This window comes from Clostridium sp. JN-1 (assembly GCF_003718715.1).
Taxonomy (GTDB): domain Bacteria; phylum Bacillota; class Clostridia; order Clostridiales; family Clostridiaceae; genus Clostridium_AV.
In genome coordinates this window covers 2,295,811-2,321,078 of the sequence record NZ_CP033465.1, presented here as the reverse complement: position 1 = coordinate 2,321,078, position 25,268 = coordinate 2,295,811, and the positions used below count along the sequence as shown (strand labels likewise).

28 protein-coding genes and 21 tRNA genes are annotated in these 25,268 nt (G+C 31.8%); 45 read left to right on the top strand and 4 right to left on the bottom strand.

Features of this window, described 5'->3' with window-relative positions:
- Nucleotides 1-53: 53 nt before the first annotated feature.
- The 6 genes from EBB51_RS11115 to EBB51_RS11090 all read left to right on the top strand — a co-directional run bounded on the left by EBB51_RS11115 (nucleotide 54) and on the right by EBB51_RS11090 (nucleotide 7,892).
- Complete coding sequence (locus EBB51_RS11115) at nucleotides 54-764, top strand: pseudouridine synthase (RefSeq protein WP_123054515.1); 711 nt, start codon at nucleotides 54-56, stop codon at nucleotides 762-764.
- A gap of 276 nt (nucleotides 765-1,040) precedes the next feature.
- Entirely contained in the window at nucleotides 1,041-1,349 is a 309-nt protein-coding gene (locus EBB51_RS11110) for a YerC/YecD family TrpR-related protein (protein WP_123054514.1), read from the top strand.
- Between the two features lie 138 nt (nucleotides 1,350-1,487).
- Nucleotides 1,488-3,716 carry a DNA helicase PcrA gene (gene pcrA, locus EBB51_RS11105; protein WP_123054513.1) on the top strand — a complete coding sequence of 743 codons (2,229 nt, stop codon included), beginning with the start codon at nucleotides 1,488-1,490 and terminating at the stop codon, nucleotides 3,714-3,716.
- 16 nt (nucleotides 3,717-3,732) lie between these two features.
- Entirely contained in the window at nucleotides 3,733-5,742 is a 2,010-nt protein-coding gene (ligA, locus tag EBB51_RS11100; RefSeq protein ID WP_123054512.1) for an NAD-dependent DNA ligase LigA, read from the top strand.
- A 97-nt stretch (nucleotides 5,743-5,839) separates the two neighbouring features.
- Nucleotides 5,840-6,109, top strand: a complete 270-nt coding sequence (locus tag EBB51_RS11095; RefSeq protein WP_123054511.1) for a hypothetical protein — start codon at nucleotides 5,840-5,842, stop codon at nucleotides 6,107-6,109.
- A gap of 184 nt (nucleotides 6,110-6,293) precedes the next feature.
- Nucleotides 6,294-7,892 carry a peptide ABC transporter substrate-binding protein gene (locus EBB51_RS11090; protein WP_123054510.1) on the top strand — a complete coding sequence of 533 codons (1,599 nt, stop codon included), beginning with the start codon at nucleotides 6,294-6,296 and terminating at the stop codon, nucleotides 7,890-7,892.
- Nucleotides 7,893-7,902: 10 nt separating this feature from the next.
- Here the strand turns inward: EBB51_RS11090 and EBB51_RS11085 are convergent, their stop codons facing one another.
- Both EBB51_RS11085 and EBB51_RS11080 read right to left on the bottom strand, forming a co-directional pair.
- On the bottom strand, nucleotides 7,903-8,061 hold the full coding sequence (locus tag EBB51_RS11085) for a hydroxymyristoyl-ACP dehydratase (protein WP_123054509.1): 159 nt from the start codon (nucleotides 8,059-8,061) through the stop codon (nucleotides 7,903-7,905).
- A 69-nt stretch (nucleotides 8,062-8,130) separates the two neighbouring features.
- Nucleotides 8,131-9,528 carry a hypothetical protein gene (locus tag EBB51_RS11080; protein ID WP_123054508.1) on the bottom strand — a complete coding sequence of 466 codons (1,398 nt, stop codon included), beginning with the start codon at nucleotides 9,526-9,528 and terminating at the stop codon, nucleotides 8,131-8,133.
- A 97-nt stretch (nucleotides 9,529-9,625) separates the two neighbouring features.
- On the opposite strand from EBB51_RS11080, the gene EBB51_RS11075 reads away from it, so the two are divergent.
- The 25 genes from EBB51_RS11075 to EBB51_RS10955 all read left to right on the top strand — a co-directional run bounded on the left by EBB51_RS11075 (nucleotide 9,626) and on the right by EBB51_RS10955 (nucleotide 14,809).
- Complete coding sequence (locus tag EBB51_RS11075; RefSeq protein ID WP_123054507.1) at nucleotides 9,626-10,615, top strand: AIR synthase family protein; 990 nt, start codon at nucleotides 9,626-9,628, stop codon at nucleotides 10,613-10,615.
- 85 nt (nucleotides 10,616-10,700) lie between these two features.
- Entirely contained in the window at nucleotides 10,701-11,447 is a 747-nt protein-coding gene (rph, locus tag EBB51_RS11070; RefSeq protein WP_123054506.1) for a ribonuclease PH, read from the top strand.
- Nucleotides 11,447-12,043, top strand: coding sequence for an XTP/dITP diphosphatase (locus tag EBB51_RS11065; RefSeq protein WP_123054505.1), 597 nt, complete (start codon nucleotides 11,447-11,449; stop codon nucleotides 12,041-12,043). The genes rph and EBB51_RS11065 overlap by 1 nt, the downstream gene beginning before the upstream one ends.
- Nucleotides 12,044-12,053: 10 nt before the next feature.
- Nucleotides 12,054-12,524, top strand: a complete 471-nt coding sequence (locus EBB51_RS11060; protein ID WP_123054504.1) for a metallophosphoesterase — start codon at nucleotides 12,054-12,056, stop codon at nucleotides 12,522-12,524.
- A 111-nt stretch (nucleotides 12,525-12,635) separates the two neighbouring features.
- Nucleotides 12,636-12,711, top strand: a tRNA-Pro gene (locus EBB51_RS11055).
- A gap of 73 nt (nucleotides 12,712-12,784) precedes the next feature.
- Nucleotides 12,785-12,858, top strand: a tRNA-Gly gene (locus EBB51_RS11050).
- A gap of 5 nt (nucleotides 12,859-12,863) precedes the next feature.
- Nucleotides 12,864-12,940 (top strand) — tRNA-Arg (locus tag EBB51_RS11045).
- Nucleotides 12,941-12,946: 6 nt separating this feature from the next.
- Nucleotides 12,947-13,022, top strand: a tRNA-His gene (locus tag EBB51_RS11040).
- Nucleotides 13,023-13,027: 5 nt separating this feature from the next.
- Nucleotides 13,028-13,102: transfer RNA gene (locus EBB51_RS11035), tRNA-Gln, on the top strand.
- 3 nt (nucleotides 13,103-13,105) lie between these two features.
- Nucleotides 13,106-13,181 (top strand) — tRNA-Lys (locus EBB51_RS11030).
- 50 nt (nucleotides 13,182-13,231) lie between these two features.
- Nucleotides 13,232-13,316: transfer RNA gene (locus tag EBB51_RS11025), tRNA-Leu, on the top strand.
- A gap of 80 nt (nucleotides 13,317-13,396) precedes the next feature.
- Nucleotides 13,397-13,471, top strand: a tRNA-Gly gene (locus EBB51_RS11020).
- A gap of 7 nt (nucleotides 13,472-13,478) precedes the next feature.
- A tRNA-Gly gene (locus EBB51_RS11015) sits at nucleotides 13,479-13,552 on the top strand.
- 7 nt (nucleotides 13,553-13,559) lie between these two features.
- Nucleotides 13,560-13,636: transfer RNA gene (locus EBB51_RS11010), tRNA-Arg, on the top strand.
- 6 nt (nucleotides 13,637-13,642) lie between these two features.
- Nucleotides 13,643-13,719 (top strand) — tRNA-Lys (locus tag EBB51_RS11005).
- A 3-nt stretch (nucleotides 13,720-13,722) separates the two neighbouring features.
- Nucleotides 13,723-13,798: transfer RNA gene (locus EBB51_RS11000), tRNA-Pro, on the top strand.
- Between the two features lie 17 nt (nucleotides 13,799-13,815).
- A tRNA-Gly gene (locus EBB51_RS10995) sits at nucleotides 13,816-13,889 on the top strand.
- 5 nt (nucleotides 13,890-13,894) lie between these two features.
- Nucleotides 13,895-13,971, top strand: a tRNA-Arg gene (locus tag EBB51_RS10990).
- A gap of 6 nt (nucleotides 13,972-13,977) precedes the next feature.
- Nucleotides 13,978-14,054 (top strand) — tRNA-Lys (locus tag EBB51_RS10985).
- 12 nt (nucleotides 14,055-14,066) lie between these two features.
- Nucleotides 14,067-14,142 (top strand) — tRNA-His (locus tag EBB51_RS10980).
- Nucleotides 14,143-14,147: 5 nt separating this feature from the next.
- A tRNA-Lys gene (locus tag EBB51_RS10975) sits at nucleotides 14,148-14,223 on the top strand.
- Between the two features lie 69 nt (nucleotides 14,224-14,292).
- A tRNA-Leu gene (locus tag EBB51_RS10970) sits at nucleotides 14,293-14,377 on the top strand.
- Between the two features lie 80 nt (nucleotides 14,378-14,457).
- Nucleotides 14,458-14,532: transfer RNA gene (locus tag EBB51_RS10965), tRNA-Gly, on the top strand.
- 76 nt (nucleotides 14,533-14,608) lie between these two features.
- Nucleotides 14,609-14,682 (top strand) — tRNA-Gly (locus EBB51_RS10960).
- Between the two features lie 50 nt (nucleotides 14,683-14,732).
- Nucleotides 14,733-14,809: transfer RNA gene (locus tag EBB51_RS10955), tRNA-Arg, on the top strand.
- 114 nt (nucleotides 14,810-14,923) lie between these two features.
- Here EBB51_RS10955 and EBB51_RS10950 read toward each other — a convergent pair.
- Together EBB51_RS10950 and EBB51_RS10945 are read right to left on the bottom strand one after the other, a co-directional pair.
- A complete protein-coding gene (locus EBB51_RS10950) occupies nucleotides 14,924-16,105 on the bottom strand; it encodes a site-specific integrase (protein WP_123054503.1) in 1,182 nt (393 codons plus the stop codon).
- A gap of 29 nt (nucleotides 16,106-16,134) precedes the next feature.
- Complete coding sequence (locus EBB51_RS10945; protein ID WP_123054502.1) at nucleotides 16,135-16,938, bottom strand: helix-turn-helix transcriptional regulator; 804 nt, start codon at nucleotides 16,936-16,938, stop codon at nucleotides 16,135-16,137.
- A gap of 167 nt (nucleotides 16,939-17,105) precedes the next feature.
- On the opposite strand from EBB51_RS10945, the gene EBB51_RS10940 reads away from it, so the two are divergent.
- The 14 genes from EBB51_RS10940 (at nucleotide 17,106) to EBB51_RS10870 (ending at nucleotide 25,108) form a co-directional block, all read left to right on the top strand.
- Nucleotides 17,106-17,294: a helix-turn-helix transcriptional regulator gene (locus tag EBB51_RS10940; protein WP_123054501.1), complete on the top strand. Its 189-nt coding sequence runs from the start codon at nucleotides 17,106-17,108 to the stop codon at nucleotides 17,292-17,294.
- 25 nt (nucleotides 17,295-17,319) lie between these two features.
- Nucleotides 17,320-17,535 carry a DNA-binding protein gene (locus tag EBB51_RS10935; protein ID WP_123054500.1) on the top strand — a complete coding sequence of 72 codons (216 nt, stop codon included), beginning with the start codon at nucleotides 17,320-17,322 and terminating at the stop codon, nucleotides 17,533-17,535.
- Nucleotides 17,536-17,706: 171 nt separating this feature from the next.
- On the top strand, nucleotides 17,707-17,901 hold the full coding sequence (locus tag EBB51_RS10930; protein WP_190285276.1) for a helix-turn-helix transcriptional regulator: 195 nt from the start codon (nucleotides 17,707-17,709) through the stop codon (nucleotides 17,899-17,901).
- Nucleotides 17,902-17,926: 25 nt separating this feature from the next.
- Complete coding sequence (locus tag EBB51_RS10925; RefSeq protein ID WP_123054499.1) at nucleotides 17,927-18,139, top strand: hypothetical protein; 213 nt, start codon at nucleotides 17,927-17,929, stop codon at nucleotides 18,137-18,139.
- 30 nt (nucleotides 18,140-18,169) lie between these two features.
- Nucleotides 18,170-19,087: a DnaD domain protein gene (locus tag EBB51_RS10920; protein WP_123054498.1), complete on the top strand. Its 918-nt coding sequence runs from the start codon at nucleotides 18,170-18,172 to the stop codon at nucleotides 19,085-19,087.
- Between the two features lie 373 nt (nucleotides 19,088-19,460).
- Nucleotides 19,461-20,399 (top strand): hypothetical protein, encoded by a 939-nt coding sequence (locus tag EBB51_RS10915; RefSeq protein ID WP_123054497.1) that lies wholly within the window; start codon nucleotides 19,461-19,463, stop codon nucleotides 20,397-20,399.
- A gap of 218 nt (nucleotides 20,400-20,617) precedes the next feature.
- Entirely contained in the window at nucleotides 20,618-21,136 is a 519-nt protein-coding gene (locus EBB51_RS10910) for a hypothetical protein (RefSeq protein WP_123054496.1), read from the top strand.
- Between the two features lie 160 nt (nucleotides 21,137-21,296).
- On the top strand, nucleotides 21,297-21,914 hold the full coding sequence (locus tag EBB51_RS10905) for a hypothetical protein (protein WP_190285275.1): 618 nt from the start codon (nucleotides 21,297-21,299) through the stop codon (nucleotides 21,912-21,914).
- Nucleotides 21,915-22,375: 461 nt separating this feature from the next.
- A complete protein-coding gene (locus EBB51_RS10895) occupies nucleotides 22,376-22,975 on the top strand; it encodes a nitroreductase family protein (RefSeq protein WP_123054494.1) in 600 nt (199 codons plus the stop codon).
- A 74-nt stretch (nucleotides 22,976-23,049) separates the two neighbouring features.
- Nucleotides 23,050-23,586, top strand: a complete 537-nt coding sequence (locus EBB51_RS10890) for a sigma-70 family RNA polymerase sigma factor (protein WP_123054493.1) — start codon at nucleotides 23,050-23,052, stop codon at nucleotides 23,584-23,586.
- A 42-nt stretch (nucleotides 23,587-23,628) separates the two neighbouring features.
- Entirely contained in the window at nucleotides 23,629-23,793 is a 165-nt protein-coding gene (locus EBB51_RS10885; protein ID WP_123054492.1) for a YvrJ family protein, read from the top strand.
- An 82-nt stretch (nucleotides 23,794-23,875) separates the two neighbouring features.
- Nucleotides 23,876-24,100, top strand: a complete 225-nt coding sequence (locus tag EBB51_RS10880) for a DUF1659 domain-containing protein (RefSeq protein WP_123054491.1) — start codon at nucleotides 23,876-23,878, stop codon at nucleotides 24,098-24,100.
- Nucleotides 24,101-24,135: 35 nt separating this feature from the next.
- Nucleotides 24,136-24,375: a DUF2922 domain-containing protein gene (locus EBB51_RS10875; RefSeq protein ID WP_123054490.1), complete on the top strand. Its 240-nt coding sequence runs from the start codon at nucleotides 24,136-24,138 to the stop codon at nucleotides 24,373-24,375.
- A 52-nt stretch (nucleotides 24,376-24,427) separates the two neighbouring features.
- Nucleotides 24,428-25,108, top strand: a complete 681-nt coding sequence (locus EBB51_RS10870; RefSeq protein ID WP_123054489.1) for an N-acetylmuramoyl-L-alanine amidase — start codon at nucleotides 24,428-24,430, stop codon at nucleotides 25,106-25,108.
- Nucleotides 25,109-25,268: the final 160 nt, after the last annotated feature.

Here is a 25,268-nt window from a genome sequence, read left to right as displayed (position 1 = left end):
TTTATTAAAGGTTATAATAAAGTTTAGCTAATATAATAAATAGGAGGATTTAAATGGAAAGATTAGACAAGATATTATCAAACCTTGGATATGGCACTAGAAAGGAAATTAAGACGCTTGTCAAGGACGGCATGGTTGAGGTAGATCACTCAATTGTAAAGGATAGTGGAATCAAGATAGATCCAAATATAAGCGAAATAAAGGTGTCTGGGGAACTTGTAACATATAGAAAGTACATTTATTTGATGATGAATAAACCAGCAGAAGTTGTATCTGCAACTTTTGATAAATATGATGAAACTGTCATAGATTTATTGGAACCAGAGTATCAAGTTTTTAATCCATTTCCAGTTGGAAGACTTGATAAAGATACTGTTGGACTTTTATTAATAACTAATGATGGAAACTTAAATCACAGGCTGATATCGCCTAAAAATCATGTGGATAAGGTTTATTATGCTGAAATTGATAAAAAAGTTACAGATGAAGATGTAAAAGCATTTGAAAAGGGAATTACTTTAGATGATGGCTATAAGTGCATGCCGGGTGAACTCGAAATTTTACATGTAGATGAAAGTTGTTCAAAAGTTAAGGTTACAATATATGAAGGCAAGTTTCATCAAGTAAAGAGGATGTTTGAAGGTTTAGGTAAAAAAGTAATTTATTTAAAGAGAATAAAGTTTGGAGCGTTAATTTTAGACCCAAATCTTGAAGAAGGAAGTTATAGGGAACTCACTAAAAAGGAATTAGAAAGCCTTAAATAAAGTTATTGCATAACTTATAAAATATGTCATGTTTATATAAAATTTACAATTATTTTAGCAGAATTAGCTTGAAATTTGTAATACTCTCTAATATAATAGTCTTGCAAGGATAAATAAAAGGATAATAGCCCCCTTTTTATTTATTAGTCAGCAGTTCATGCCCCAATGAACTGCTTTTTAATTTTTTGTAAAATTATTATGTTTTATAGATTAATGCGTTAAATCGTGATAAAATTGTAATTAAGTCATACATCGATACAGTAAGGAGTTGAGCTTGTGGAAAAGTATAAATCTAAACTTCAAAGTTCACAAATGGATTTTTTATGTGAAGCGATGCTTTGCTTAAAAACAAAAGAAGAGTGTTATAGATTTTTTGATGATATATGTACTATAAATGAAATAAAATCACTTGAGCAAAGGCTGCAAGTTGCAAAGATGCTTAAAGATAAAAAAACATATGTTGATATAGCAGTTGCAACGGGGGCTAGTACAGCTACCATAAGTAGGGTAAATAGGTGCTTAAATTATGGAAGCGATGGATATAAGATAGTTCTTGAAAGACTCAGTAAAAATTCAAAAAAGTAGACGAAAATGTGTTGATATTATGACAAATTAACTTTTAAGTATATCAGCACGTTTTTTATGTTTTGTGATTAAACAAGTTACTAAGATGTTATAATATTAAAAGTAAGGCTTACTAAAGAGACCAGGGAGTTGAAAAATATGAATTTAAAAGAATTTTTAAATAAGGAACAGTATGAAGCAGCAATGACTATAGATGGACCACTGCTTATTCTAGCTGGAGCTGGCTCGGGAAAGACAAGAGTATTGACTTATAGAATAGCTCATATGATTGAAAATTTAAACATATATCCTTCAAAAATTTTAGCTATAACTTTCACAAATAAAGCAGCTAATGAAATGAAAGAAAGAGTTAGAGGTTTAGTTGGAAATAAAGTAGATAATATGTGGATATCTACCTTCCATTCATGCTGTGTGCGAATACTTAGAAGAGAAATAGATAAATTAGGATATAACAAAAATTTTGCAATATATGATTCATATGATCAGAAAGTTTTAATAAAACAGTGTATGCAGGAAGTCGGCATAAGCGAAAAGAATATAACTGATAAAGAGATTATATCTAAAATATCAGAGCAAAAAGATAACTTAGTGCAGCCTGAGCAGTATAAAAAGGAAAATGAGAACAACTTCAGAGTGAATAAAATAGCAGATGTTTACTTGCTGTATCAAAAAAAGTTAAAGAATAACAATGCACTCGATTTTGATGATTTGATATATAAAACTGTTGAATTATTTAAGAAAAATCCAGATGTACTTAAGTTTTATCAGAGAAAATTTCAATACATAATGGTAGACGAGTATCAGGATACTAATAGATGTCAATATGAACTTTTAAAGTTACTTGCTTTTGAGCATAAAAATATATGTGCGGTTGGTGATGATGATCAATGTATTTATCAGTGGAGAGGTGCTGATATAAAAAATATTTTAGATTTTGAAAAAGATTATCCTAGTTCTAAGGTTGTAAAATTAGAAGAAAATTATAGATCAAAGGCAAACATATTAAATGCTGCAAATGATGTTATAAAAAATAATTGCCAAAGAAAAAATAAGGTACTTAGAACCAAAAATGAGAGCGGAGAAAAGATAAAGATATATAGAGCACAGTCTGATATAGATGAGGCAGTTTATGTAGGTTCTAAAATCAAAAAAATGGCAGAAGGCAGCAGAAGTTATAATGATTTTGCAATATTATATAGGACAAACGCACAGTCGCGTATTTTCGAGGAAGTATTTATAAAGTCAGGTATACCATATAGAATAATTGGCGGATTGAAATTTTATGACAGAAAAGAAATTAAGGATATAATGGCATATTTGAAGTTTATAAACAATCCTTTGGATGATATAAGTTTAAGAAGAATAATAAATGTTCCAAAACGTAATATTGGAGATACTACCGTAAAAAAAGTTCAAGACTTTGCAAATTCAATGGATGAATGCATGTACAGTGTACTGCTTGATGTAGATGAAGTATTAAATCTTTCTTCAAGGAGCATATCTTCTATTAAAAAATTTGTAAGCCTTATAAATAGCTTTATAAAAAGTAAGGATAAGCTGCCAATTTCAAATATTATAGAAGAGATACTTGAAACTACAAAGTACATTGATAAGATTAAGGATTCAAAAGATCCTGAAGTGCTGAGTAGAATAGAAAATTTAAATCAGCTTATACTTGCAGCAAAGGAATTTGAAAGTAATTCAGAAGATAAATCTTTGTCTGCTTTTTTGGAAAATGTTGCACTAGTATCTGATATAGACAATTTTGATGAAAATTCAGATTCAGTAGTAATGATGACTGTGCACAGTGCAAAGGGACTAGAATTTCCTGTAGTTTTTATGGTTGGAATGGAAAATGGAATATTCCCAAGCAGTATGTCGCTAAATGATGAAAATGAGATGGAAGAATCCAGAAGGTTATGTTATGTTGGAATAACGAGAGCCAAGGAATTACTATATATGACTTCAGCAGAAAGAAGAAGATCTTTCAAAAATACTGTATATAATCCTGAATCAGATTTTATATACGAAATATCCGACAGCTTAAAAGAATGTGATGAACAAGCTAAAAAACCTTCATGGACATTTAATAGCTTTAAAAATAATGCAAAGCCTACTTATAAAGGTTTAGATAAAAAACCATACTTTACACAAAATAAATATGAGGAAAATGCAGCTGCTAAAAGTGCAGCTGGACTTAAGGCAGATGAAATAAAAATGGGTATGAAAGTTAGGCATGCTAAGTTTGGAATTGGAACTATTGTAAGTATCTCAAATAGTAATGGTAATATCAAACTTACTATTGCATTTGACAAAATGGGAATTAAAAACTTAATGTATGGAATAGTTCCACTGGAAGCAGTATAGGGGGTAAATCTTTAAAATGGATGGAGACAAGAAAAAAAAAATTTACGGACTTATAGATGATTTAAACAAGTATGCATATCAATATTATGCACTTGATAATCCTGAAGTTTCTGATAAGGAATATGATTTAAAATACGATCAATTGTTAAAGCTTGAAAAGGAAACTGGTTTTATTTTGCCATATTCACCTACTCAAAGAGTAGGTGATGTTGTACTGCCGGAGTTTAAAAAGTATACTCATAAAGCAAGTTTATGGAGTCTTGATAAGTCTCAAAGTTTAGATGGAATTAGAGAATGGCATGATAGGAATCAAAAGGCTGTAGAACAGTATAATGCAGTCCATGAGGAAAAATTGCCGCCTCTTAGGTATGTACTCACTAAAAAGTTTGATGGACTTACTATAAATTGTACTTATGATGAAAATGGTATTCTTACAAAAGCAGCTACTAGAGGAACTGGAGTTATCGGAGAAGATATTACTGCTCAAGCTAAAACTATAAGATCGCTGCCTTTAAAGATTGAAAATAATCATGTTATAGAAGTGCACGGCGAAGCTGTTATGACAAAGGAGTCACTTGAAGAATATAACAAAAGTGCACAAGTTCCACTTAAAAATTTGAGAAATGGAGCAGCAGGTGCCCTTAGAAATTTAAATGTAAAAGAAACAGCAAGGAGAAAGCTTTCAGCTTATTTTTATGATGTAGGTTATAATGAAGGATCTAAGTTTAATACATATATAGAGATGATGGATTTTATTAAGAAAATGGGATTCCCTCAAGATCCTTATATAAAAGTATGTACATCTATAGAAGAAATAGAAAATGAATTAAAATATGTAAAAAGCATAAGAGATGATTTAAATTATGACATAGATGGTGTGGTAATTGTAATAGATGATATGAGAACAAGGGAAGTTCTTGGCTTCACAATAAAGTTCCCAAAGTGGGCTATAGCTTATAAATTTGAAGCAGAAGAAGTTACAACTAAACTCCTTAATGTTGAATGGAATGTTGGAAGGAGCGGCAGAGTTACTCCAACAGCTATTTTGGAACCTGTTGAACTTACAGGAGTCACAGTAAAAAGGGCGACTTTAAACAATATGGATGATATAAAGAGAAAGGGTGTAAAACTTGGCTGCAGTGTATTTGTAAGAAGATCTAATGATGTTATTCCAGAAATCACTGGAGCTGTAGAAAGTACACTGAGCGGTGGAATTGAAATAAATCCTCCAGAAAAGTGTCCTTATTGCGGAAGTGAATTAATTCAAGAAGGGGTCCACTATTTTTGTGACAACACTCTATCTTGCAAACCTCAAATGGTTAAAAGTATAGTTCATTTTGCAAGCAGGGAAGCTATGGATATTGTTGGGTTTAACGAGAGGACTGCAGAACAGCTTTTTGAAAAATTGGACATAAAGTCAATATCAGATTTATATAGATTAAAGAAAGATGATTTACTTGGTTTAGAAAAGTTTGCAGATAAAAAGGCACAAAACCTAATAGATTCTATAGAAAAGAGTAAAGATTGCAATTTAGCTTCATTTATATATGCCCTTGGAATACCTAATGTAGGCAAAAAAACTGCTGTCGATTTAGTTAAAAAATTTAAATCAATAGAAAATTTTAAAAAAGCTGGTATAGAAGATTTAATATCAATCAAGGATGTAGGAGAAGTAGTTGCTAAAGATGTATTAGAATTTTTTAATCAGGAGAATATAATTAATAGTATAAATGAATTATTTGAACTTGGTGTAAAGCCATATTATGAAGAAGAAACCATAGAAGAAAATGTATTTATTGATAAAACAGTAGTAGTAACAGGAAGTCTTAAAAATTATACAAGAAGCAGCATAAAAGAAAAATTAGAATCACTTGGGGCCAAAGTAACAGGAAGTGTAAGTAAGAAAACTGACTATGTACTTTATGGTAAAGATCCAGGTTCCAAGTATGAGAAAGCTGTCGAACTTGGAGTAAAAATAATAAATGAAGATGAATTTGAAAATTTAATAAATGGAGAAGAAGATTAACTTTAAATCAGTATTTACAAAATTCAAAAAAAAGATTATTATTAAGTGGATTGAGCTTGTACAATAATTATTGTATTAGCATGTGGAGGATAAGAAAATGAGGAAAACTATTAATATTTTAGGATGGATAGGAGTTATTTTTACAATTCTTTCTTTAATACTAACGCTCCTTACTACGTATCAATTTACGTATTTTAAATATTTCGATAGTTATTATACACTTCAGCTGTGCATGACACTCACAATGATTATGTGGGCTATTAAGATGTTTGATTTAAAATCTAACTTAAAAAATATAGTATATCCTGCAGCTTGTTTTATTATAGCTGTAACAACTATGGTTTTTATGTTTATGAAAGTTTATTAAAAATTTTCTCGGTATTATATTAAAAAAATGTAATTAAAAAGGAATTATCAAGCTATATACTTTTAAGTATTAATTTGATAATTCCTTTTTTAATTATCACCTTAAACAAAACTTTGAAAGTTTTGTTTATTTTTTCGTGTAAATGCTAATAATTCTAATGATATTAAAAATGAGGAGAACTTTTATGAAGAGAGTTATTTGTTTTTTAATAATTATCTGCTTTACTTTTTTTAGCAGCGGATGTGTTGAAAAGAATGTTCAGGCAAATAAAACAGAAAAACCTAAAAATTATATTATATATGATATGGCTAAATGTCCAAATGATTTGATTATGGCTGACAATTATGATTTAAAACAGCAGGACCTCATTGTAAATTTATTCGAAGGATTAGTTAAAATGGATTTAAATGGACAGATAATTCCTGCTTTAGCTCAAAGTTGGACTATAAATGAGGATCAAACGTGTTATACATTTAAAATACGAGATAATGCAAAATGGAGCAGCGGCTCAAATATAACAGCTAATGATTTTGTCGAATTTTTTAAAGAATTTTTTAAAGCTGGTAAAGGCAGTATATATACTGAACAATTATATTGTATATTTGGTGTTCAAGATTATGAAAATGGAATTAAGGATTTTAGCAATGCTGCTATAAAGGCATTAGATGAGAAAACGCTTGAAATTAGACTTAATTATCCATGTGGTTACCTTTTAAATATATTGAGTGAGCCCATCTACAGCTTGAGAAAAATTGATAGCAAACTAAAAAACTGGAAGGATCAATATAAAAATATTTTATATTCAGGATATTTTGTTATCGATAATTTTTCTAAAGACAGCGGAGTAACTTTGATAAAAAATAAGTACTATTGGAATAAGGACAGCGTTAAATCAAATAAAATTTTAGTAAATTTTAGTAATATTAAAGAAGCATCCCTTGCTAATTTTCAAAGTAATTTAATCAATGTATTTACTGATCCACCTGAGCCGGAAGTAAAAAATTTAGTTAATTCAGGCAGCGCATTTAAATATACAGGGCATACTGGTAATGCTTTGATTTTTAATCCTAAAAATAGTGATATTATAAGTAATGTAGATTTAAGAAAAGCCATATCAGAATGTATTGATAGAAATGAAATAACTAAAAATATATTAAATGATTCTGTAAGACCAGCATTAACTTATATTCCAGATGGTGTTAGTGATGGACTCAATGGTAACTATATAAATAAGAATTTTTTTGATGTAAACTCTCAAAAAGATGCTGCACTGCAGGATTTTAAAAACAGCTCATATCAACAAAATGATAAGAATTTAAAGCTTATATATTTAGATACCGAGGAAAATAGAAAAGTATGTGATAGTATTGTTAAAAGTTTAAAGGATAATTTAGGCTTGATTGTAGACAGTGAAGGGTATGAAATGGAAGAATTTAAGGATACAATAGAAAGAGGTGATTATGATATGGCTAAGATAGATTACTTGCCTCTGTATAATTACCCTTTGGCATTTTTAGAATTGTGGACTTCTACTTCAAGATCAAATATATATGGATATAAAAATTTACAATACGATTCTGAGGTATCACAAGGCAAAGTAGAAATTGATAGAGATAAACAAATTAGCTTTTTTAGAAATGCTGAAAATATACTGATGCAGGATATGATTCTAATTCCATTATATTTTGATGATACAATTGTTTGTAAAAAACAGAAAATATGTGATGTATATATAAATCACAGCGGAAATGTAGTTTTAGATAAGGCATATTTTAAAAATTAAATGGTTTCCCTTATTTTTTAGGGAAACCACTTTGACTTGATTTTCTAGCAGTAAAGTAAGCACATTTTGCTTCATTATTAAAAACATTTGAAAGCGGCATTATACGGTCTAAAGTACATTTACCATTTTCTTCGTGAATACATTTTTCGGAACAGTTTATATTCATCATTGTTTTACAACCCCCTTTATAAGTAGGTTGAATTTTGTTTTAAGTTTTAACTATAGTATATCCTGAAATTCAATTTTTATTTTTAATATTAAATAAGTAAATTATTAAGAAGAATATAAGCATATTTCTATAACTGTCAAACGAACTCTTAGATGGTTCAAATATTTCTTTCTTCTTATTATAAGTTACATACTTAATAAAAACTGAAGATAATTCACAGTTTTCTGGAGTCGATATTAAAGGCATTTTAAAGTTTTCATCATCTAATAAATCTTCAGATTTCATGGAACAATTTTTATATCTTTCAACATCATTTATATCAAGGACTTCAGGCCAGCTAAGTACTATACCTGATTCAACAAGTTGGTGTTTAAATACGTCCATTATTACAAGATTATTGGATTTTTCGTAATTTTCATGCATGTTACAATGACATAAACATGTCAGTAAGTACAAGGTTATATCTAAACAAGAAAAAGTCATATTTTTTTTCTCAGTATGTTTAATAAATATTCCCTTTTCAGGACTATACAAGTCAATGAGGTTATTGAATATAAGATCACATTCATCTTTAAACTTTAATATTTTAGTATTAATATAAAACATGGCATAATTTAAGTACTTTAGACAGTCATTTTGAAGTTTAGTATCTTCTGATGTACATATATTTTTTTGAGATTTTTCACTTAATAAATCACATAAATCAAGGAGAAGTACTTTACATTTTTCATTGTTAGAATAACTTACAAATAGGTTTAATGCTAAACACAATTTTAAGGTTTCTTCAAATGAAAGAGAGTAAAGCTCATCATTAAATTCCAGTAACATGTTTAAAATATCTATGGAAAAATCTTCGTAATTAGATTTTTCATCATCCTTACACATCTTAGATAATTTATAATAAGCTGCCATCATTAGTGCTTGAGATGAAAATTTAAATTTTTTATTTTTTTCTTCTAACTTTAATTCATTGACATAATCATCACTCACATCTTTTTTGTCTACAAAAACTCCATCGCTGTTTCTAAGATATGCTGCATAAAAATCAAGCTGTTTCTTGCATAATTTTAAATATAATTTACTTATAGAATATTTTTTGTTATCTATATCTTTAAATTTACTGTAGTAATCATAAAGTTCCATAAGACATAATGTCATAAGACAAGTGCTGTCAATGTTTATTTCTTTTTTAAATTTTTCCTTGTTCCAACAAAGTTTTTCATCAACGTTTATAAGTTTAGGATTAGCTTTTTTATATATACACAATAGTGGAGAAAGATCTTTAAATGTGGTAATATCAGAATTGTCTAAGTCCTTTAACTTTAATTCTTTTGTAGAGGTACATATGCCGCATTTTGAATAAAGTGAAATTTGTTTTACAGACTCTTTGGCTAAATGAAAGAGCTGATTTTCGATATTTTCTTTTTTTAGCTTATTCATTCTTAAGAATGGGCCAATATACTTCAAATTATATACACCTACTATAAAATTAATCCTTATATAAATAATATGATGTATAGTTTAAAATAGTGCTTATTAATTTAAATTGAAAGGAAGAATTTAAATGAAGATAGGAAAACTTAATTGGGATGATTTAAAGAATATAATAGATCAAAATAGAGGAAGTATTAGAGACGATATAAGAATAAGGGGAGGAATAGGGGAAGATTGCAGCGTTATAAATTTTGGAGATTATGAATGCGTTGTTTCAACAGATCCTATAACTGGAGCAGATATTAACAGTGGTAAGCTTGCAGTACATATAAATTGTAACGATATAGCATCCTGCGGAGTTGAGCCAGTTGGAATTTTGGTAACTATTCTTGCACCAGAAAACAGCTCTATTGACGATATCAAGAATATAATGAATGAAATAAATGAAGAGACAAAAAAACTCAATATAGAAGTACTTGGCGGTCATACAGAAGTGACTGCTGCTGTAAATAAAATGGTTATATCTTGTACAGTAATAGGAAAGGGAAAGAAAAATTCAGCAGTATCAACTTCTGGAGCTTTATGTGGAGATGATATAATAGTTACAAAAATGCTGTGTCTCGAGGGTACAAGTATAATAGTAAATGATTATGAAGATAAAGTAAAAGATATTTTAACAAGAGAAGAAATAGAAAAAGCAAAAAGTTATGTAGAGTATTTAAGTGTTGCAAAAGAGGGAATGATTTCAGGTGAATTTGGAGTAAGTTCAATGCATGATATTACTGAAGGCGGTGTACTTGGTGCTCTGTGGGAAGTAGCTAAAGCAAGTAATGTTGGATTTAAGGTATATAGTCACAAGATGCCTTTAAGCGATATCACAAAAAAGTTATGCAGTAGATATGACATAGATCCTTTAAGACTTATATCTTCTGGAAGTATGCTTATAACTACAGCTAATGGAAAGAATTTAATTGAAAAGTTAAAACAAAATGGTATTGAAGCTGCAATTATAGGCAAAGTTATAAAAGAAGGATCTATACTTGTAAATTCAGGTATGGAGAAAATAGTAACTCCACCTGAGAGGGATGAGCTATTTGCTTTTAAGGAAAAAGTGGTATAGTTTTTTGTCACACATGACTAAAATTATACTGTATAATAAATTAAGTAAGTGACGAATAAATGTAAGCTAACTTTTGGAGGTAAATATGAGAATTGATGGTAGAAAGAATAATCAAGGCAGGCATATAAAGATAACAAGACATTATACCAAATATGCCGAGGGTTCTGTACTAATTGAAACAGGAAATACTAAAGTTATTTGTACAGCATCTGTTGAAGAAAGAGTTCCACCATTTTTAAGGGGTAAAGGTGAAGGCTGGATAACTTGTGAATATAATATGATACCGAGGGCTACACATGTGAGAAAAGTTAGAGATATAACAAGGGGAAAACTAGATGGAAGAACTATGGAAATACAAAGGCTTATAGGCAGAGCATTGAGGTCTGTAGTTGACCTTAAGGCTATTGGTGAGAGAACTATATGGATAGATTGTGATGTTATACAAGCTGATGGAGGTACTAGAACTGCATCCATTTCGGGAGCTTTTGTAGCTTTAATTGATGCAGTAAATAAGCTGCATAGGCATACACCATTTTCAGTATACCCTGTTAGGGACTTTGTAAGTGCAGTTAGTGTTGGAATTGTAAATGGGGAAAAGCTTTTGGATTTGTGTTATGAAGAGGATTCAAATGCAAAAGTAGATATGAATATTGTAATGACGGATTCAGGTAAGTTTATAGAAATTCAAGGAACAGGTGAAAAAAGTCCATTTTCAAGAGAGGATCTTAATGAACTCATATCACTTGGAGAAAAGGGAATAAAAAATATGATACAGATGCAAAAAGACAGTTTAAAAACAGATTCTTTATGGATTGGAACAGGAGAAGAGTAATGAAAAAGTTAATTGTAGCAAGCAATAATGAAGGTAAAGTAAGAGAAATTAGGCAAATACTTTCAAAGTATGATGTAAATATAGTATCTTTGAAGGATGAAAAAATAGATATAGATGTAGAAGAAGATGGAACAACTTTTATGGAAAATGCTTATAAAAAGGCATATACTATTCACAACTTACTTGAAGATGACATGGTTTTAGCAGATGATTCAGGTCTTATGGTAGATTGCTTAAATGGAGCACCTGGAGTTTATTCTGCAAGATTTGCAGGAGAACATGGAAATTTTAAGAAGAACAATGAAAAATTAATTAAACTATTATCTGAAAAAAGTGAAGATAGGAAAACTGCAAAATTTGTATGTGCAATGGTGCTTGTAGTTAATAAGGATAAGATTATAAAGGTTCAAGGTGAAGTGCATGGAGAAATAATATCAGAAGAAAGGGGAGAAAATGGATTTGGATATGACCCTCTATTTTATGTACCAGAGTATAAAATGACTTTTGCAGAAATGGATTCTGATTTAAAAAATTCAATAAGCCATAGAGCCAATGCTTTAAAAAAGCTAAAATGTGAAATTAAAAAAATAATTTAGGAGGATAAAAGTGAAAATAGCAGCAGTAAGTGATACGCATAGATATAAACCTTCTATTACGAAGGTAATAAATAGAATTCAAGATATGGACATAGTTATACACCTAGGTGATAATGTAGAAGATGCAGCTGAAATATCAAAATTTTATAATGGGCGTATTATAAATGTAAAAGGAAATTGTGATTTTGGGATTGAAACTCCATCTGAAAAAATAGAAATTATAGGCGAAAAAAGATTTTTTATAACACATGGACACAGATATGATGTTAAATATGGGATATCTAGATTAAAATATAAGGCACTAGAATTAAATGCCGATGTTGTACTTTTTGGACATACTCATGTGTCGGAGATAACATTTGAAAATGGGGTATGGTTTGTAAACCCTGGCAGTCCAAGCTTATCCAGGGATGGATTTAACAGCATAGCGGTTATAAATATAGATAACAATAAGGTCTCACCCAGCATAATTAATATATAATTAGAAAAAATTTTTAAATAGGGGTTGACGAATCTGATTATATCGTGTAGAATAATCTATGTCGTTTGGAGTTACACAAAGAGCTCCAATAGTTACATAAGACTTTAATATCGGGGTGTGGCGCAGATGGGAGCGCGCGTGGTTTGGGACCATGAGGTCGCAGGTTCAAGCCCTGTCACCCCGACCATTAATGAAACTTCTCAGCAAAGCTGATGAGGATTAAAAAATAGCAAAATTACAGATTTTGATATTGTATATATGCGGGTGTAACTCAATGGTAGAGTGCTAGCCTTCCAAGCTAGTTACGAGGGTCCGATTCCCTTCACCCGCTCCATATAAGCGTCTTTAGCTCAGCTGGATAGAGCAACGGCCTTCTAAGCCGTGTGCCGGGGGTTCGATTCCCTTAAGACGCACCATTTGTGGTGGATATAGTTCAGTTGGTAGAGCGCCAGATTGTGGTTCTGGTTGTCAAGGGTTCGAGTCCCTTTATCCACCCCATATGTTGGGGTGTCGCCAAGCGGTAAGGCAATGGACTTTGACTCCATCATTCGTAGGTTCAAATCCTGCCATCCCAGCCATAAGGTTTACTAGCTCAGTTGGTAGAGCACATGACTTTTAATCATGGTGTCCGGGGTTCGATTCCCCGGTAAGCCACCACAATAAATGTGGATAAACTTTATAATTTAAAATCATTATTATTTATACATGCAGGTGTGGCGAAACTGGCAGACGCACTAGACTTAGGATCTAGCGCTTTACGGCATGGGGGTTCGAGTCCCTTCACCTGCACCATTAATCAAAGTGAACTTCTAAACAAAGTTCAGCAAAATTAAAACATAACGAAATCATAGATTTTGATGTTTTGTATTTATGCGGGAGTGGCTCAGTGGTAGAGCGTCACCTTGCCAAGGTGAACGTCGCGAGTTCGAATCTCGTCTTCCGCTCCATATATATGCGGGTGTAACTCAATGGTAGAGTGCCAGCCTTCCAAGCTGGTTACGAGGGTTCGATTCCCTTCACCCGCTCCATAAGTAAGCGTCTTTAGCTCAGCTGGATAGAGCAACGGCCTTCTAAGCCGTGTGCCGGGGGTTCGATTCCCTTAAGACGCACCATAATATGCGCTATTAGCTCAGTTGGCTAGAGCACCTGACTCTTAATCAGGGTGCCCAGGGTTCGAGTCCCTGATAGCGCACCATATCGGGGTGTGGCGCAGATGGGAGCGCGCGTGGTTTGGGACCATGAGGTCGCAGGTTCAAGCCCTGTCACCCCGACCATTAAAATTTTAAAACGTGCGGGTATAACTCAATGGTAGAGTGCTAGCCTTCCAAGCTAGTTACGAGGGTTCGATTCCCTCTACCCGCTCCATATAAGCGTCTTTAGCTCAGCTGGATAGAGCAACGGCCTTCTAAGCCGTGTGCCGGGGGTTCGATTCCCTTAAGACGCACCATAACATGCGCTATTAGCTCAGTTGGCTAGAGCACCTGACTCTTAATCAGGGTGCCCAGGGTTCGAATCCCTGATAGCGCACCATATTTATATATGGTGGATATAGTTCAGTTGGTAGAGCGCCAGATTGTGGTTCTGGTTGTCAAGGGTTCGAGCCCCTTTATCCACCCCATTTAAGGTTTACTAGCTCAGTTGGTAGAGCACATGACTTTTAATCATGGTGTCCGGGGTTCGATTCCCCGGTAAGCCACCACAATAAATCGTGGATGAGTTTTATTAAGTGTTTAAAACTTTATAATTTAAAATAATTATTACTTATAATGCAGGTGTGGCGAAACTGGCAGACGCACTAGACTTAGGATCTAGCGCTTTACGGCATGGGGGTTCGAGTCCCTTCACCTGCACCATTAATCAAAGTGAACTTCTAAACAAAGTTCAGCAAAATTAAAACATAACGAAATCATAGATTTTGATGTTTTGTATTTATGCGGGAGTGGCTCAGTGGTAGAGCGTCACCTTGCCAAGGTGAACGTCGCGAGTTCGAATCTCGTCTTCCGCTCCATATAATGAAACTCCTCAGCAAAGCTGATGAGGATTAAAACATAACAAAATCACAGATTTTGATGTTTTATATCTCTGCGGGTGTAACTCAATGGTAGAGTGCTAGCCTTCCAAGCTAGTTACGAGGGTTCGATTCCCTTCACCCGCTCCATTTTGTTATCTAAAATTAATTTTCTATAAAAATAAATGTTTAAAATATAAGCACCTATAGCTCAGCTGGATAGAGTGATGGACTTCGAATCCAGAGGTCGTGGGTTCGACTCCCACTGGGTGTACCAATATCAAGGCTTCCGCAAATTCGTGGGGCTCTTTTTTATGCAAAATAACACAACCGTAACACAACCGGAATAAAAATATATAAACATAAATAAAAAATAAATTTGCCCTACTTTTTATAGGGCAAATAAATCATTCAATTTATCCACAGCTTTTACCTTTTGACGTGGAAGTACATGTGTATAAATATTAGCTGTTGTTGATATATCAGCGTGGCCTAAAAGTTCCTGTACGGTTTTTAGAGGCACATCTCTTTCGAATAATCTTGTAGCATAAGTATGTCTCATAGCATGGAAGTTTTTATATGGTATATCGGCTCTTTTTAATGCCCTTGAATAGCTCCGAGTTATATTTCTGGCATCGGTAGGTTCGCCGATGGCATTAGGAAAAACTAAGTCATTATCTGCATATGCATCTCCTGCCTTTAATTTTTCCTCTAACTGTCTTAATCTATGCTTTTTTAATTCAGTTATTACAGAAGAAGGTATGGGAATAGTTCTTTTACTGTTTTTAGTTTTTGGTTCTTGTATAATTAGTTCCGCTTTACTGCCGGGAGCTTTATTTATTAATTTAACCATTTTAAAAGTTCTTTCTACTTTTAGTTCGTTATTATCAAAATCTATATCTGACCATCTAAGTGCTAAAACTTCACCCTGTCTTAATCCAGTTCCAAGTACCAATATAAACAATGCTCTATTTCTATGGATTTCTAATGATTTTACAAACTTTTTTTCTTCCTCCACAGTAAATATTTGAATTTCTCTTTTATTAGTTATTTTAGGAAGTATTACATTATTGCACGGATTAACTATAATATAATTTTCTTTAACTGCCTGGTTTAAAACTGATTTAAGCAGCTTATTCAGTGACTTAATAACACCTGGTGTTTTATTATTTTTTAAGAGAATATTATAGTAAGCCTGTATGTTTGAGGTTTTTAAATCCTTAAGTTTCCTTAAACCAACTGGTGAATTTAATATATAATTATTGTATATACCGCAGTACCTTTCAAGTGAAGAAGGTCTTAAATCATTAATTCTGTATTCATAGAGCCAGATTTTAAACCATTTCTGTAGAGTTATTTTTTCGTCAGCAGGAAGCAGACCTAAGGCAGATTTATTTAAGTAATCGTCTTTTTTATTTATAGTATCCATTTTGGTTTTGCCGTAAAATTGTTTTCTTATGAGTTTGCCGCTGTCATCTCTTCCTATTGTAACAGCACATCTCCAGCCTTTAAATATACCATTCTTATAATATTTTTGTACGGAACCTTCACCATTTGCTTTCTTTTGAGACATACTCTCACCTCTTCTACTAATAATAAAAATTATTTAGCATTATTATTATCTAAGTTCTTTGATGTGTTTATGACATCGTCAATTAAGGTTACAAAGTCTTTCTTTATATATTTTGATAAATTATTTCTGTTTAATTCATTTATATTTGCATATTCTAAAATTTCATCTTTTAGTTTTACTTTTGAGGTACCATCATAAAATAATATGAGGTCAGCTAATTTATCTATTATGAGGTCAAGCCTCATTTTAGTAAGTGATTTAAGCTTATTTATATCCTTAAGTGTTTTAGTCGAAATAGAATCGGCATATTTGATATCCTTCGGAGAATTTTCTGTATTATAAGATAAAACCTTATTTTCTATTTCATCATAAAAAGTTTTCAGTATGTTTATACTTTTAGACATTAAGTACAGCAGGTCTATATCTAGTTCATACTGCTTTTTTTCAATATCAAAATTCATAAAAATGTCAGATGTATAATTTGTGAGTAAGAAATAGACGGCTTTTTTTATATCACCAGGATAATTTTCCATAAGTTTTTTTATATTTTCTTTTGAAAGAAACTTAGAAAAATATTCAAAATTAATTTCATCTATACTCACGGAATTAGTTTTACCTAATAGATAATCTGTAGGAACATCAAAATATTGTGCTAATTTTATCAGCATTCCAATTGAAGGGTCCCTGCCGTTCTCCCAGTAAGATATAGTTTGTGTATATATTTTAGAACTGTTAGGTAAATTTGCATTTAATTTGTTTAATTCATCTGCAAGTTCTTTTTGTGTTAATCCTTTAGCTTCACGTAAATGTTTTAATCTATCTTTAAACTCCATATTTAACCCTCCCATGATATAGTATATCATAAAATTATTAAATTTATAAATAAATAATTCAAATATTCATTGACAATCATAAAATAAATGATAAAATTAAATTATAAAATCATTAAATTATTGAACAAGCTATTTTATGATATTTATAAACAAGAGAGGGTGGTTATATGCTATACAAACTCAAAGCAAAAAGAGTTGAAAAGGGTATAAAACAGGGAGTTTTTTCGAAGCAGCTTGGTATAACACCTCAATATTTAGGGAGAATAGAAAAAGGTGAAGTTGAACCGAGAAGAAACTTAATGATAAAAATTGCACAATTACTCGATGAAGATGTAAGTGAGTTATTTTTTAAGTAGGTTATTAATTATTGGAGGGATAAAAATGGAACAATATGCAGCTATCGATAAATTGAAGCATGACAAAAAGAAGGTAATGACAGTATCGGAATTTATGGATGAATATTGTATAGGTCATAATAAAGCGTATTCACTTATACATTGCAAAGGATTTCCGGTAGTTTTCTGCGGAAGGAAAGCACTTATTATAAGAAATAAAGTTGATGAATGGTTTTTAGAACACCTGGGTGATCACTTTTAGCAATATACATTATTTAAATTAATAATTATATTAATCTACAAGTAAAATTTCTTTAGTCAGAATATTGAATAAAAGGTAAAAATACCTTAAAATAATAGTAAGCAATATAGAAATAATGTTATATTGTGTCACTAATTAATATAACATTTAGTAATTTTTTAGGCGGGGGATATGTTGGTAAATTATAAGCTTAAATCTCTTAGAGTTAAAAATAGTGTAACTCAGAAAGAACTTGCAAGTCTGCTGCACATGAGTGTATCAGCTTACAGCCGTAAGGAAATTGGAAGCAGGAGTTTTACTATTAGTGAAGCCGGCAAACTTGCTGTATTTTTTAATACCACAATAGAAGATATTTTTTTAAGGTAATTATTTTAATTGGGGGAGGATTATTATGATTAACGAAAAATTAGAAGAACTTCCTGCGCTTATGACGGTAAGGGAAGTTGCACAGGTTCTTGGAGTAGAAGATAAAATTGTAGATGAGATTATATGCAGGGAGAATTTTACGGTAATTATGCTTAAGTCTAGGAGGAGAAAGATAATAAAAAAAGAATTAATTAACTGGCTCCAGAATGCTGGTAAATATAGATTAGCAGGAGAGTAAAATTATTATGTTAATTTGAGGGGGATATCTATGGCTAAATACAGGCAGCTCCATACAGACTTCTGGAATGACGGTTTTGTTTTAGATTTAACGCCCGAGGAAAAGTTTTTTTATATATACTTGATGACTAATTCAAATACTACTCAATGCGGTATCTATGAGCTTCCTAAAAGAATTATAGAAACTCAAACTGGGTACAACAGGGAAACAGTGGACAAACTCTTATTGAGATTTCAAGAGTATAAAAAAATACAGTATTTTGATGAAACTAAAGAGATAATTATTTTAAACTGGCTTAAATATAATAAGCCTAATAATTTGAATGCCATAAAATGTGTTAATAAAGAACTCAGGAATGTTAAAAATAGGGCTTTCATTTCAATATTTTATAAGCAGTGTCTAAAAGAAGAACTTGATATTGAAAATATTTTTAACGGTATAGAAATAAATGTAGATGATTCTAATAATCAAATAACAGAAGCAAATAATCCCCTTCTAAGCCCCTTACAAGGTGATACTAATACCCTTATAAGTAAAGAAGTAATAAATAATAAACAAGAAATAATAAATAATAAGCAAGGAGTAAGGAGTAATAAGTATGCATGTACGGAAGCCCCTTGTAAGTCATATTGTGATGTCCTGACGTTTTTTGAAAGTAGCGTGCATGCTGCAGATGAAGCTGAGAGAAAGAAACTGCACATTTGGAGCGGTTTTATAGACTGTGATGTCATTATCGAGGCCATTAAAGAAGCCTTGAAATATAATGCCAGGAATATAAATTACATTGGCAAAATACTCAAGAGCTGGCAGGGCAGAGGGATAAAGACTGTCTCTGATATCAAAGCCTATAAGAATATTTGGGAATCTAAGAGCGGTAAAAGCAGCAGCGATAGGCATTATGATTTTAAAGAGCTTGAGAAAAAACTGCTTGGATGTGGAAATGGATAAATTTATAATTTTTGATGTATTTCTGTATTAAATGATGTTATTATAGAGTAAGATTCTGGTTTAGTCTATAAGAATCTTAATACAAATAGTAATTTGTAGAAATACCTTGAGATGTCTTTGTTATATAATGAGTTTGGATAATTATATCGGTATTTTTAGAGACTCAATTTGAAGTAAGTGTTGACTTTGTTTCATTCTTGATTTTAGGAATAGAAGTGAGTTTATGGATATTTCAAATAATGTAGATAGTTTGGGTACTTTTGGGATTAGAGTCTCTTATATAATAGGAAGATGAACATTAGTATAGGAAATACTAAGTAATAATAAGTATCTTGGGTTCGATTTTCAAAATATTACAAAAAAGGAGCGCGTTATGGAAAAGAAAAAAGTATTCGGTACTTGCGCATTGTGCCGGAAAGAAAATGTTGAATTGATGCAAAGCCATATTATTCCTAAAGCAGTATATAGAAGAGCAAAGACTTTTCAAAATTCTAGGTTTTGTAGTTTTTATGAGCCGAAAAAGATTTTTCAGGATGGGGAAAAAAAACCCATGCTCTGCCATGATTGTGAAGAGTTTTTCAGTAAATATGAGACGAAATTTACAAATCTGTTTTTGGATAAATATTTAAAGAACCCTTCGAATAATCTTCCGGAGATAACCGAAAATACTAATTTCTATGCTCTAACAGTCGCTTGGAGAATTTTATATGATGACTTGTATGTGCAACATTCATATCTAGATGACAGTGAGAGAGCTTATCTAGGGGAGTATGAGAATAAACTGAGAAGATTTCTCTATGGAAGATATTTAGAGGAAAAACCAGAAGAGAGTGTTGTACAACCAACATCTGAAATGCCTGATGTAGAGGGAAAATGCTTGGGTGAAATTATTGCGGAAATTGAAAAATACCAAAAAAGTAAATTGCCTGAAGATATATCAGAAGTTAAAAATTATGTGTATACTTTGAGTGAATTGGGGTTTTCAGATGTTGTTGTAAAATTGTTTGATTCCATGATATTTGGGTATTCATTTTATACTCCAACAAGAACAAAGTATTATATCATATCAGGATATAAAGGCTTGATTATTGCTACAGTCTATTATAGAAAAAGAAGTATTTTGATAACAGACAATCGAAAGCTATTAAGAAAAGCTGGTTCATCAGAAACATTGGTAAAAGAAGACCTTATTGATGAAATTAATGTGTTGATAAATCAAATGAGAAAAAGATACCCAGAAGTGCAAAAAAAGTTGGATGAAAACGGGCTGAAAGAAAAAATTGCTAAAAGATATAAAAATCAGAAAAGGTAAGATTATAAAGATTCTTGATTTATATTATCCAAAATAGAATTAACTATATAGTTTATAATATAGTATTTATATAACACAATGCTAAGTTGACAAACTTCAATTTAAGGTTGAGTAATATAAATAGCAATTTATGGAGTTGTTTATTATTAAAAATTATAAAGAAAATTTATAAACAATGAAATGTATAAATTCAGAATTTATAAAGGAGATGTAACAAGATGGAAAGAAATTATATAGTTTATAAAGATGAACTTGAATTAATACAAGCTCAAAATCGAGTAGAATGTGATTTATACTCAGTAATTGCCTATATTATTAGAGAGAGTAAGCAAGGTGGGAACATTTCTTTAAGAGATGTTTCTGTACGACGGGAAACTGATTTTTCTAAACCGTTTAAAGGAGATTCAGGATTTCCAGACTTTGTGATAAGGACAAGAGAAAAAAGTGAGAATGCAGCTATTCTTGGGGCTGTTGAAATAAAGTATATAGGCTTAAATTTGGATTTGGAAAACTATATAGAACAGTTAAACGGTCATATTGATTTTTACAAACAGGTTATTTACACTAATGGTATTGTATGGCGATTTTATAATTTAGACGAGTTTGAAAATAGAAAACTTATATGGGAAGTCACCCTTGGAAAATTCGATAAGGAAACGATTATTTGGAATAATGAGGAGAAGTGGCAAGATTTATTGAAAAAATTAGATAATATTACATGGATAAAGCAAAAATAGATCAACAAACTGCAATTGTGTACGTGGTTAAGAGTAAATAACCTAGCAGGCGGAAATCCTGCCAGAATAAGACCTAGCCAATTATATTGGTGATCAGTTTAAGATAAATATGATAAAATAGCAGTATTCAAAAGAATCCAAAAGCAAGGGGATGATGTTATTGAATAAGATGTGTAGTAATATACATGCACCGATTAACTGTGATGAGATGATAGCGCTGTTTCATGAAGCGAATGCAAAGTTCATTTCGCAAAATGTAGAGTTGTTTACAACTGAAGTTTCTGAACGTACTCTTTGTGGTGCATTGATGATTGCCATGAACAGTATAATAAGAAAGGGTTTTGAACGATTAAATCGTTACAAAAATTATTTTGTTGATGTGGAGTATAACAGAAATGGTGGAAAAATTAAAACCATTATTAATGACGATATGGAAATCATCCCAATCAACTGCGATTTGATTGTACATAGCAGAGGCCGAAATAAGTGGCAGGACAATTTAATAGCGATTGAAATGAAAAAAGCTACTCGACCTGAATCAGAAAAACAGAGCGACAGAAAGCGGTTAATTGCCTTAACACTGCCGACAGATGGAGTTTGGTCTGCAGATGGGATGACTTTACCTGAGCGTGTCTGTGGGTATGTATTGGGTATTTATTATGAGATCGATATCCGAAAAATGGCTGCTCTCATCGAATTTTACTCCAACGGCAAGAAACTTGATGAGAGAATTATTGATATTGTGGACACAAAACATGTGGATGGTCCAAGGATATAAGTTTATTCTGTGTTCTGCCGGGAAATTCTCATCTGATTCATTCGACTATTTCAATGGATGGAAAATTGTACACTTGCGGTACCTGCTTTCGTTAAGACTTATGCCGCACCATCTGGGACATTTTTGTGAAGTGGGTGTCATTAAGCAGTTATCTAATAATGAATTTATTGTTGATTATTTACACCATGCCTCGCTTTACGATTCATTTGATTTTACAGAATATGTTTTGCCTATTCATAAGGAAGTTATAGTTACTAGATTGAGTATTAATAAAAATTCTAATGTTTTAGTGAAGTATAATTGGCTAAAAGAATATCATAATTCGTTTTGTAGAGAGCAGCGTTTATTGGGTCAAATTATTGATTGAGGCATACAAATTTATACAATCTATTGGGTTACTTAATGTAATATTAACGGTATGAAATAGTGCAGATAAATTCCAATTTAATGAGGTGAAATAAATGAGCATAGAAGCAATTTACAATAGAAGGAGTATACGAAAGTATAAATCTAAAGAAATACCAATAGATATTATTAATAAAATAGTGGATGCTGGAAGAGCTGCACCATCAGGGAAGAACAGACAGCCATGGAAATTCATTGTGTTTGGAGGAACTAAAAAAGAAGAACTTTTATCAAAAATGGACACTGGAATCCAGCGTGAATTAAATAAAAAATCATTATTGCCTAATTCAAGAGATGGAATACCAGATGCAAAGAATACTTTACAAATTATGAAAGAAGCTCCAATTATTATTATGGTTTTTAATACAAATGGTAAATCGCCATTTAAAAATATTATTACAGCAGATGAACGGTTTGTAGAAATTGTAGACACGCTTTCTATAGGTGCAGCTATTCAAAATATGTTATTGCAAGCAGAAGATTTAGGAGTAGGTACATTATGGATTGCAAATACATGTTTTGCATATGATGAACTGGTAAATTATATTGATGCAAAAACACAGCTGGTTGGAGCTGTTGCACTTGGATATCCTGATGAGAAACCATATCCGAGACCGAGAAAGACACTAGATAACATCGTTGAATATAGACTTTAAAAATCAATATGTTCCATTATGTCAATAAACGGTCAAGCACCGCTCATTTATTTGTATAATCAAATAAAAAGGCGGTGTTTACCATAGAAGAGCTTGTTAGCAAAGCCAAATCCGGTAATAAAAAATCCATGGAGCAAATCATACAGAAATTCACCTACTTTATAATAAAGAAATCGGCTAAGTATAAAATCCCATCATATGACTTTGAAGATCTAGTGCAGCACGGTTATCTTTCTGTAATAAAGGCAGTTATGTTATATAAACCAGGGAAAGACTCTTTTACTTCTTACTGTACAAATTCTATAGTGAATAATTTAAATGCACTTTTGAAGAAACAGGTAAAACATTATAGGGAAGTGCAGGATGAAGGAATCCTCTCAATTCAGCCCTATGATTTTACACTTGAAGATGAAGTGATTGCCTATGATGAATTAGAAAAGGTACTTAGATCACTTAATATCTTGCAAGATAGCGAAAGAAAAATAATTAGATCTGTATATATAGAAGGAAGGACACTAAAGGAGACTTCTGAAATACTCAATATAAAGTACAGACAAGCTATAACAATAAAAAAGGAAGCATTAAGCAAACTGAAAAAATATCTGAAATAGCATATATATTTTTATAATGGCACAAAGGGAAGGTGATATTTTATGTATGACCAGCTGGTTAGTTTAATCAGTACCGTAGGGTTCCCAATAGCAGTTAGCATATATCTCCTCATAAGTTTTGAAAATAAGATTGATGTTTTAGTCAAATCTATTGAAAGCTTAAGAGCGGATGTATCAGCCGTTATAAAAAACCAGGAAAAGAAATAGGATAAAACACCTATTTCTTTTTTTGCACTAATTTTTGAAATGGCATATATATAGGTAAAAGTTAAGAAAGGGGAGAATGACTATGGCAGCAAGTTCAACAAAGCTTTCAAGTTCACTTGTTATTGTGGAAAAGACAGGTGTAAACAAATCAGGTAAAGATGCCCTTAAGAAAGTAACCCTGGGCAAAATTGATATGAAAGCAGCAGATCAGGATATATTTGATGTTGTAATTGGCATACAAAATGTACTTAACTATCCTGTAAATGAAATTCGAAAGAACGATAACAGCGTAATTGTCAATGCATAGTTTGGTTTAAAATCTAAGAAGGGAGGAGTTTTTAAATGGCAAACAGACTTACTATGAGGTTTACTACTGCACAGGAAGGCAAATATTTTTCTCTTGATATAGACAATATAAAAGAGGATGAAAAAGGAGAACCGGCTATTACCCAGGATCAAATTTCAACTCTCATGGATTTAATAGTTGCAAAGAAGATATTCATAAGTAAGAACGGTTCACCGGTTGGTAAAAAGGATGCTAAAATTGTAACAACAGCTACAAAACAATTTGAAATGAAATAGATCATAAAGGTCCTGCAGATGTGCAGGATCTTTAAATTTAGGAGGTGGCATTTTGAATATAGTAAATTCTAATTTGAATTTTAGGAGTGCTTTAACATGGGGCAACAACCCACAGGCAGTCGTTCTCCACCATGCAGGTGCAAAAGTGTGCAGTATAGAAGATATTCACAGGTGGCATCTTGAAAACGGCTGGTGCGGCTGCAGTTATCATTATCTTGTGAGGAAAAGCGGTAATGTATATACCGGAAGAAATGAAAATGCTGTAGGTGCCCACTGCCCAGGATATAATTCCAGATCCATAGGAATATGCGCTGAGGGTGATTTCAATATTGAAGTTATGGGACAAACACAGTACAGTGCATTATTAGAATTAACCCACTCCATGTTAAGCAAGTATGGAATAAGTAAGGTATATGGACATAGAGAGCTTTATTCTACTGACTGTCCTGGAGAGAACTTTCCGCTGGACAGGATAAGAAGTGAGGCTGCAGGAAGCGGTGATAGGTTAGTTTATCCAGGATATCTTATAAAGATGAATTCTGGTTTGGAGGATAGTAATGTAAAAGCTGTTCAGGAAAAGCTTATGAGCAGAGGTTATAACGTTGGAAGATGCGGTGCTGATGGATTCTTTGGAGAGGGTACCTTAGAGGCTGTGAAGAGTTTTCAGAGAGACAGCGGGCTTGCAGTTGATGGCATTGTTGGGATTAATACGTGGAATAGGTTGTTTGGATAAATTAATACCAGTATAAAGAAGGTTGGCATCACTTTTATGATACCAACCTTCTTTATACTATCACATCAAAACCGTAGGTTTTATCTATAATTTTTGTAGTATGACAAGTATGCCTATGTTTACATTATGGTCTTTAATATGCGATAAATCAAATTGATAT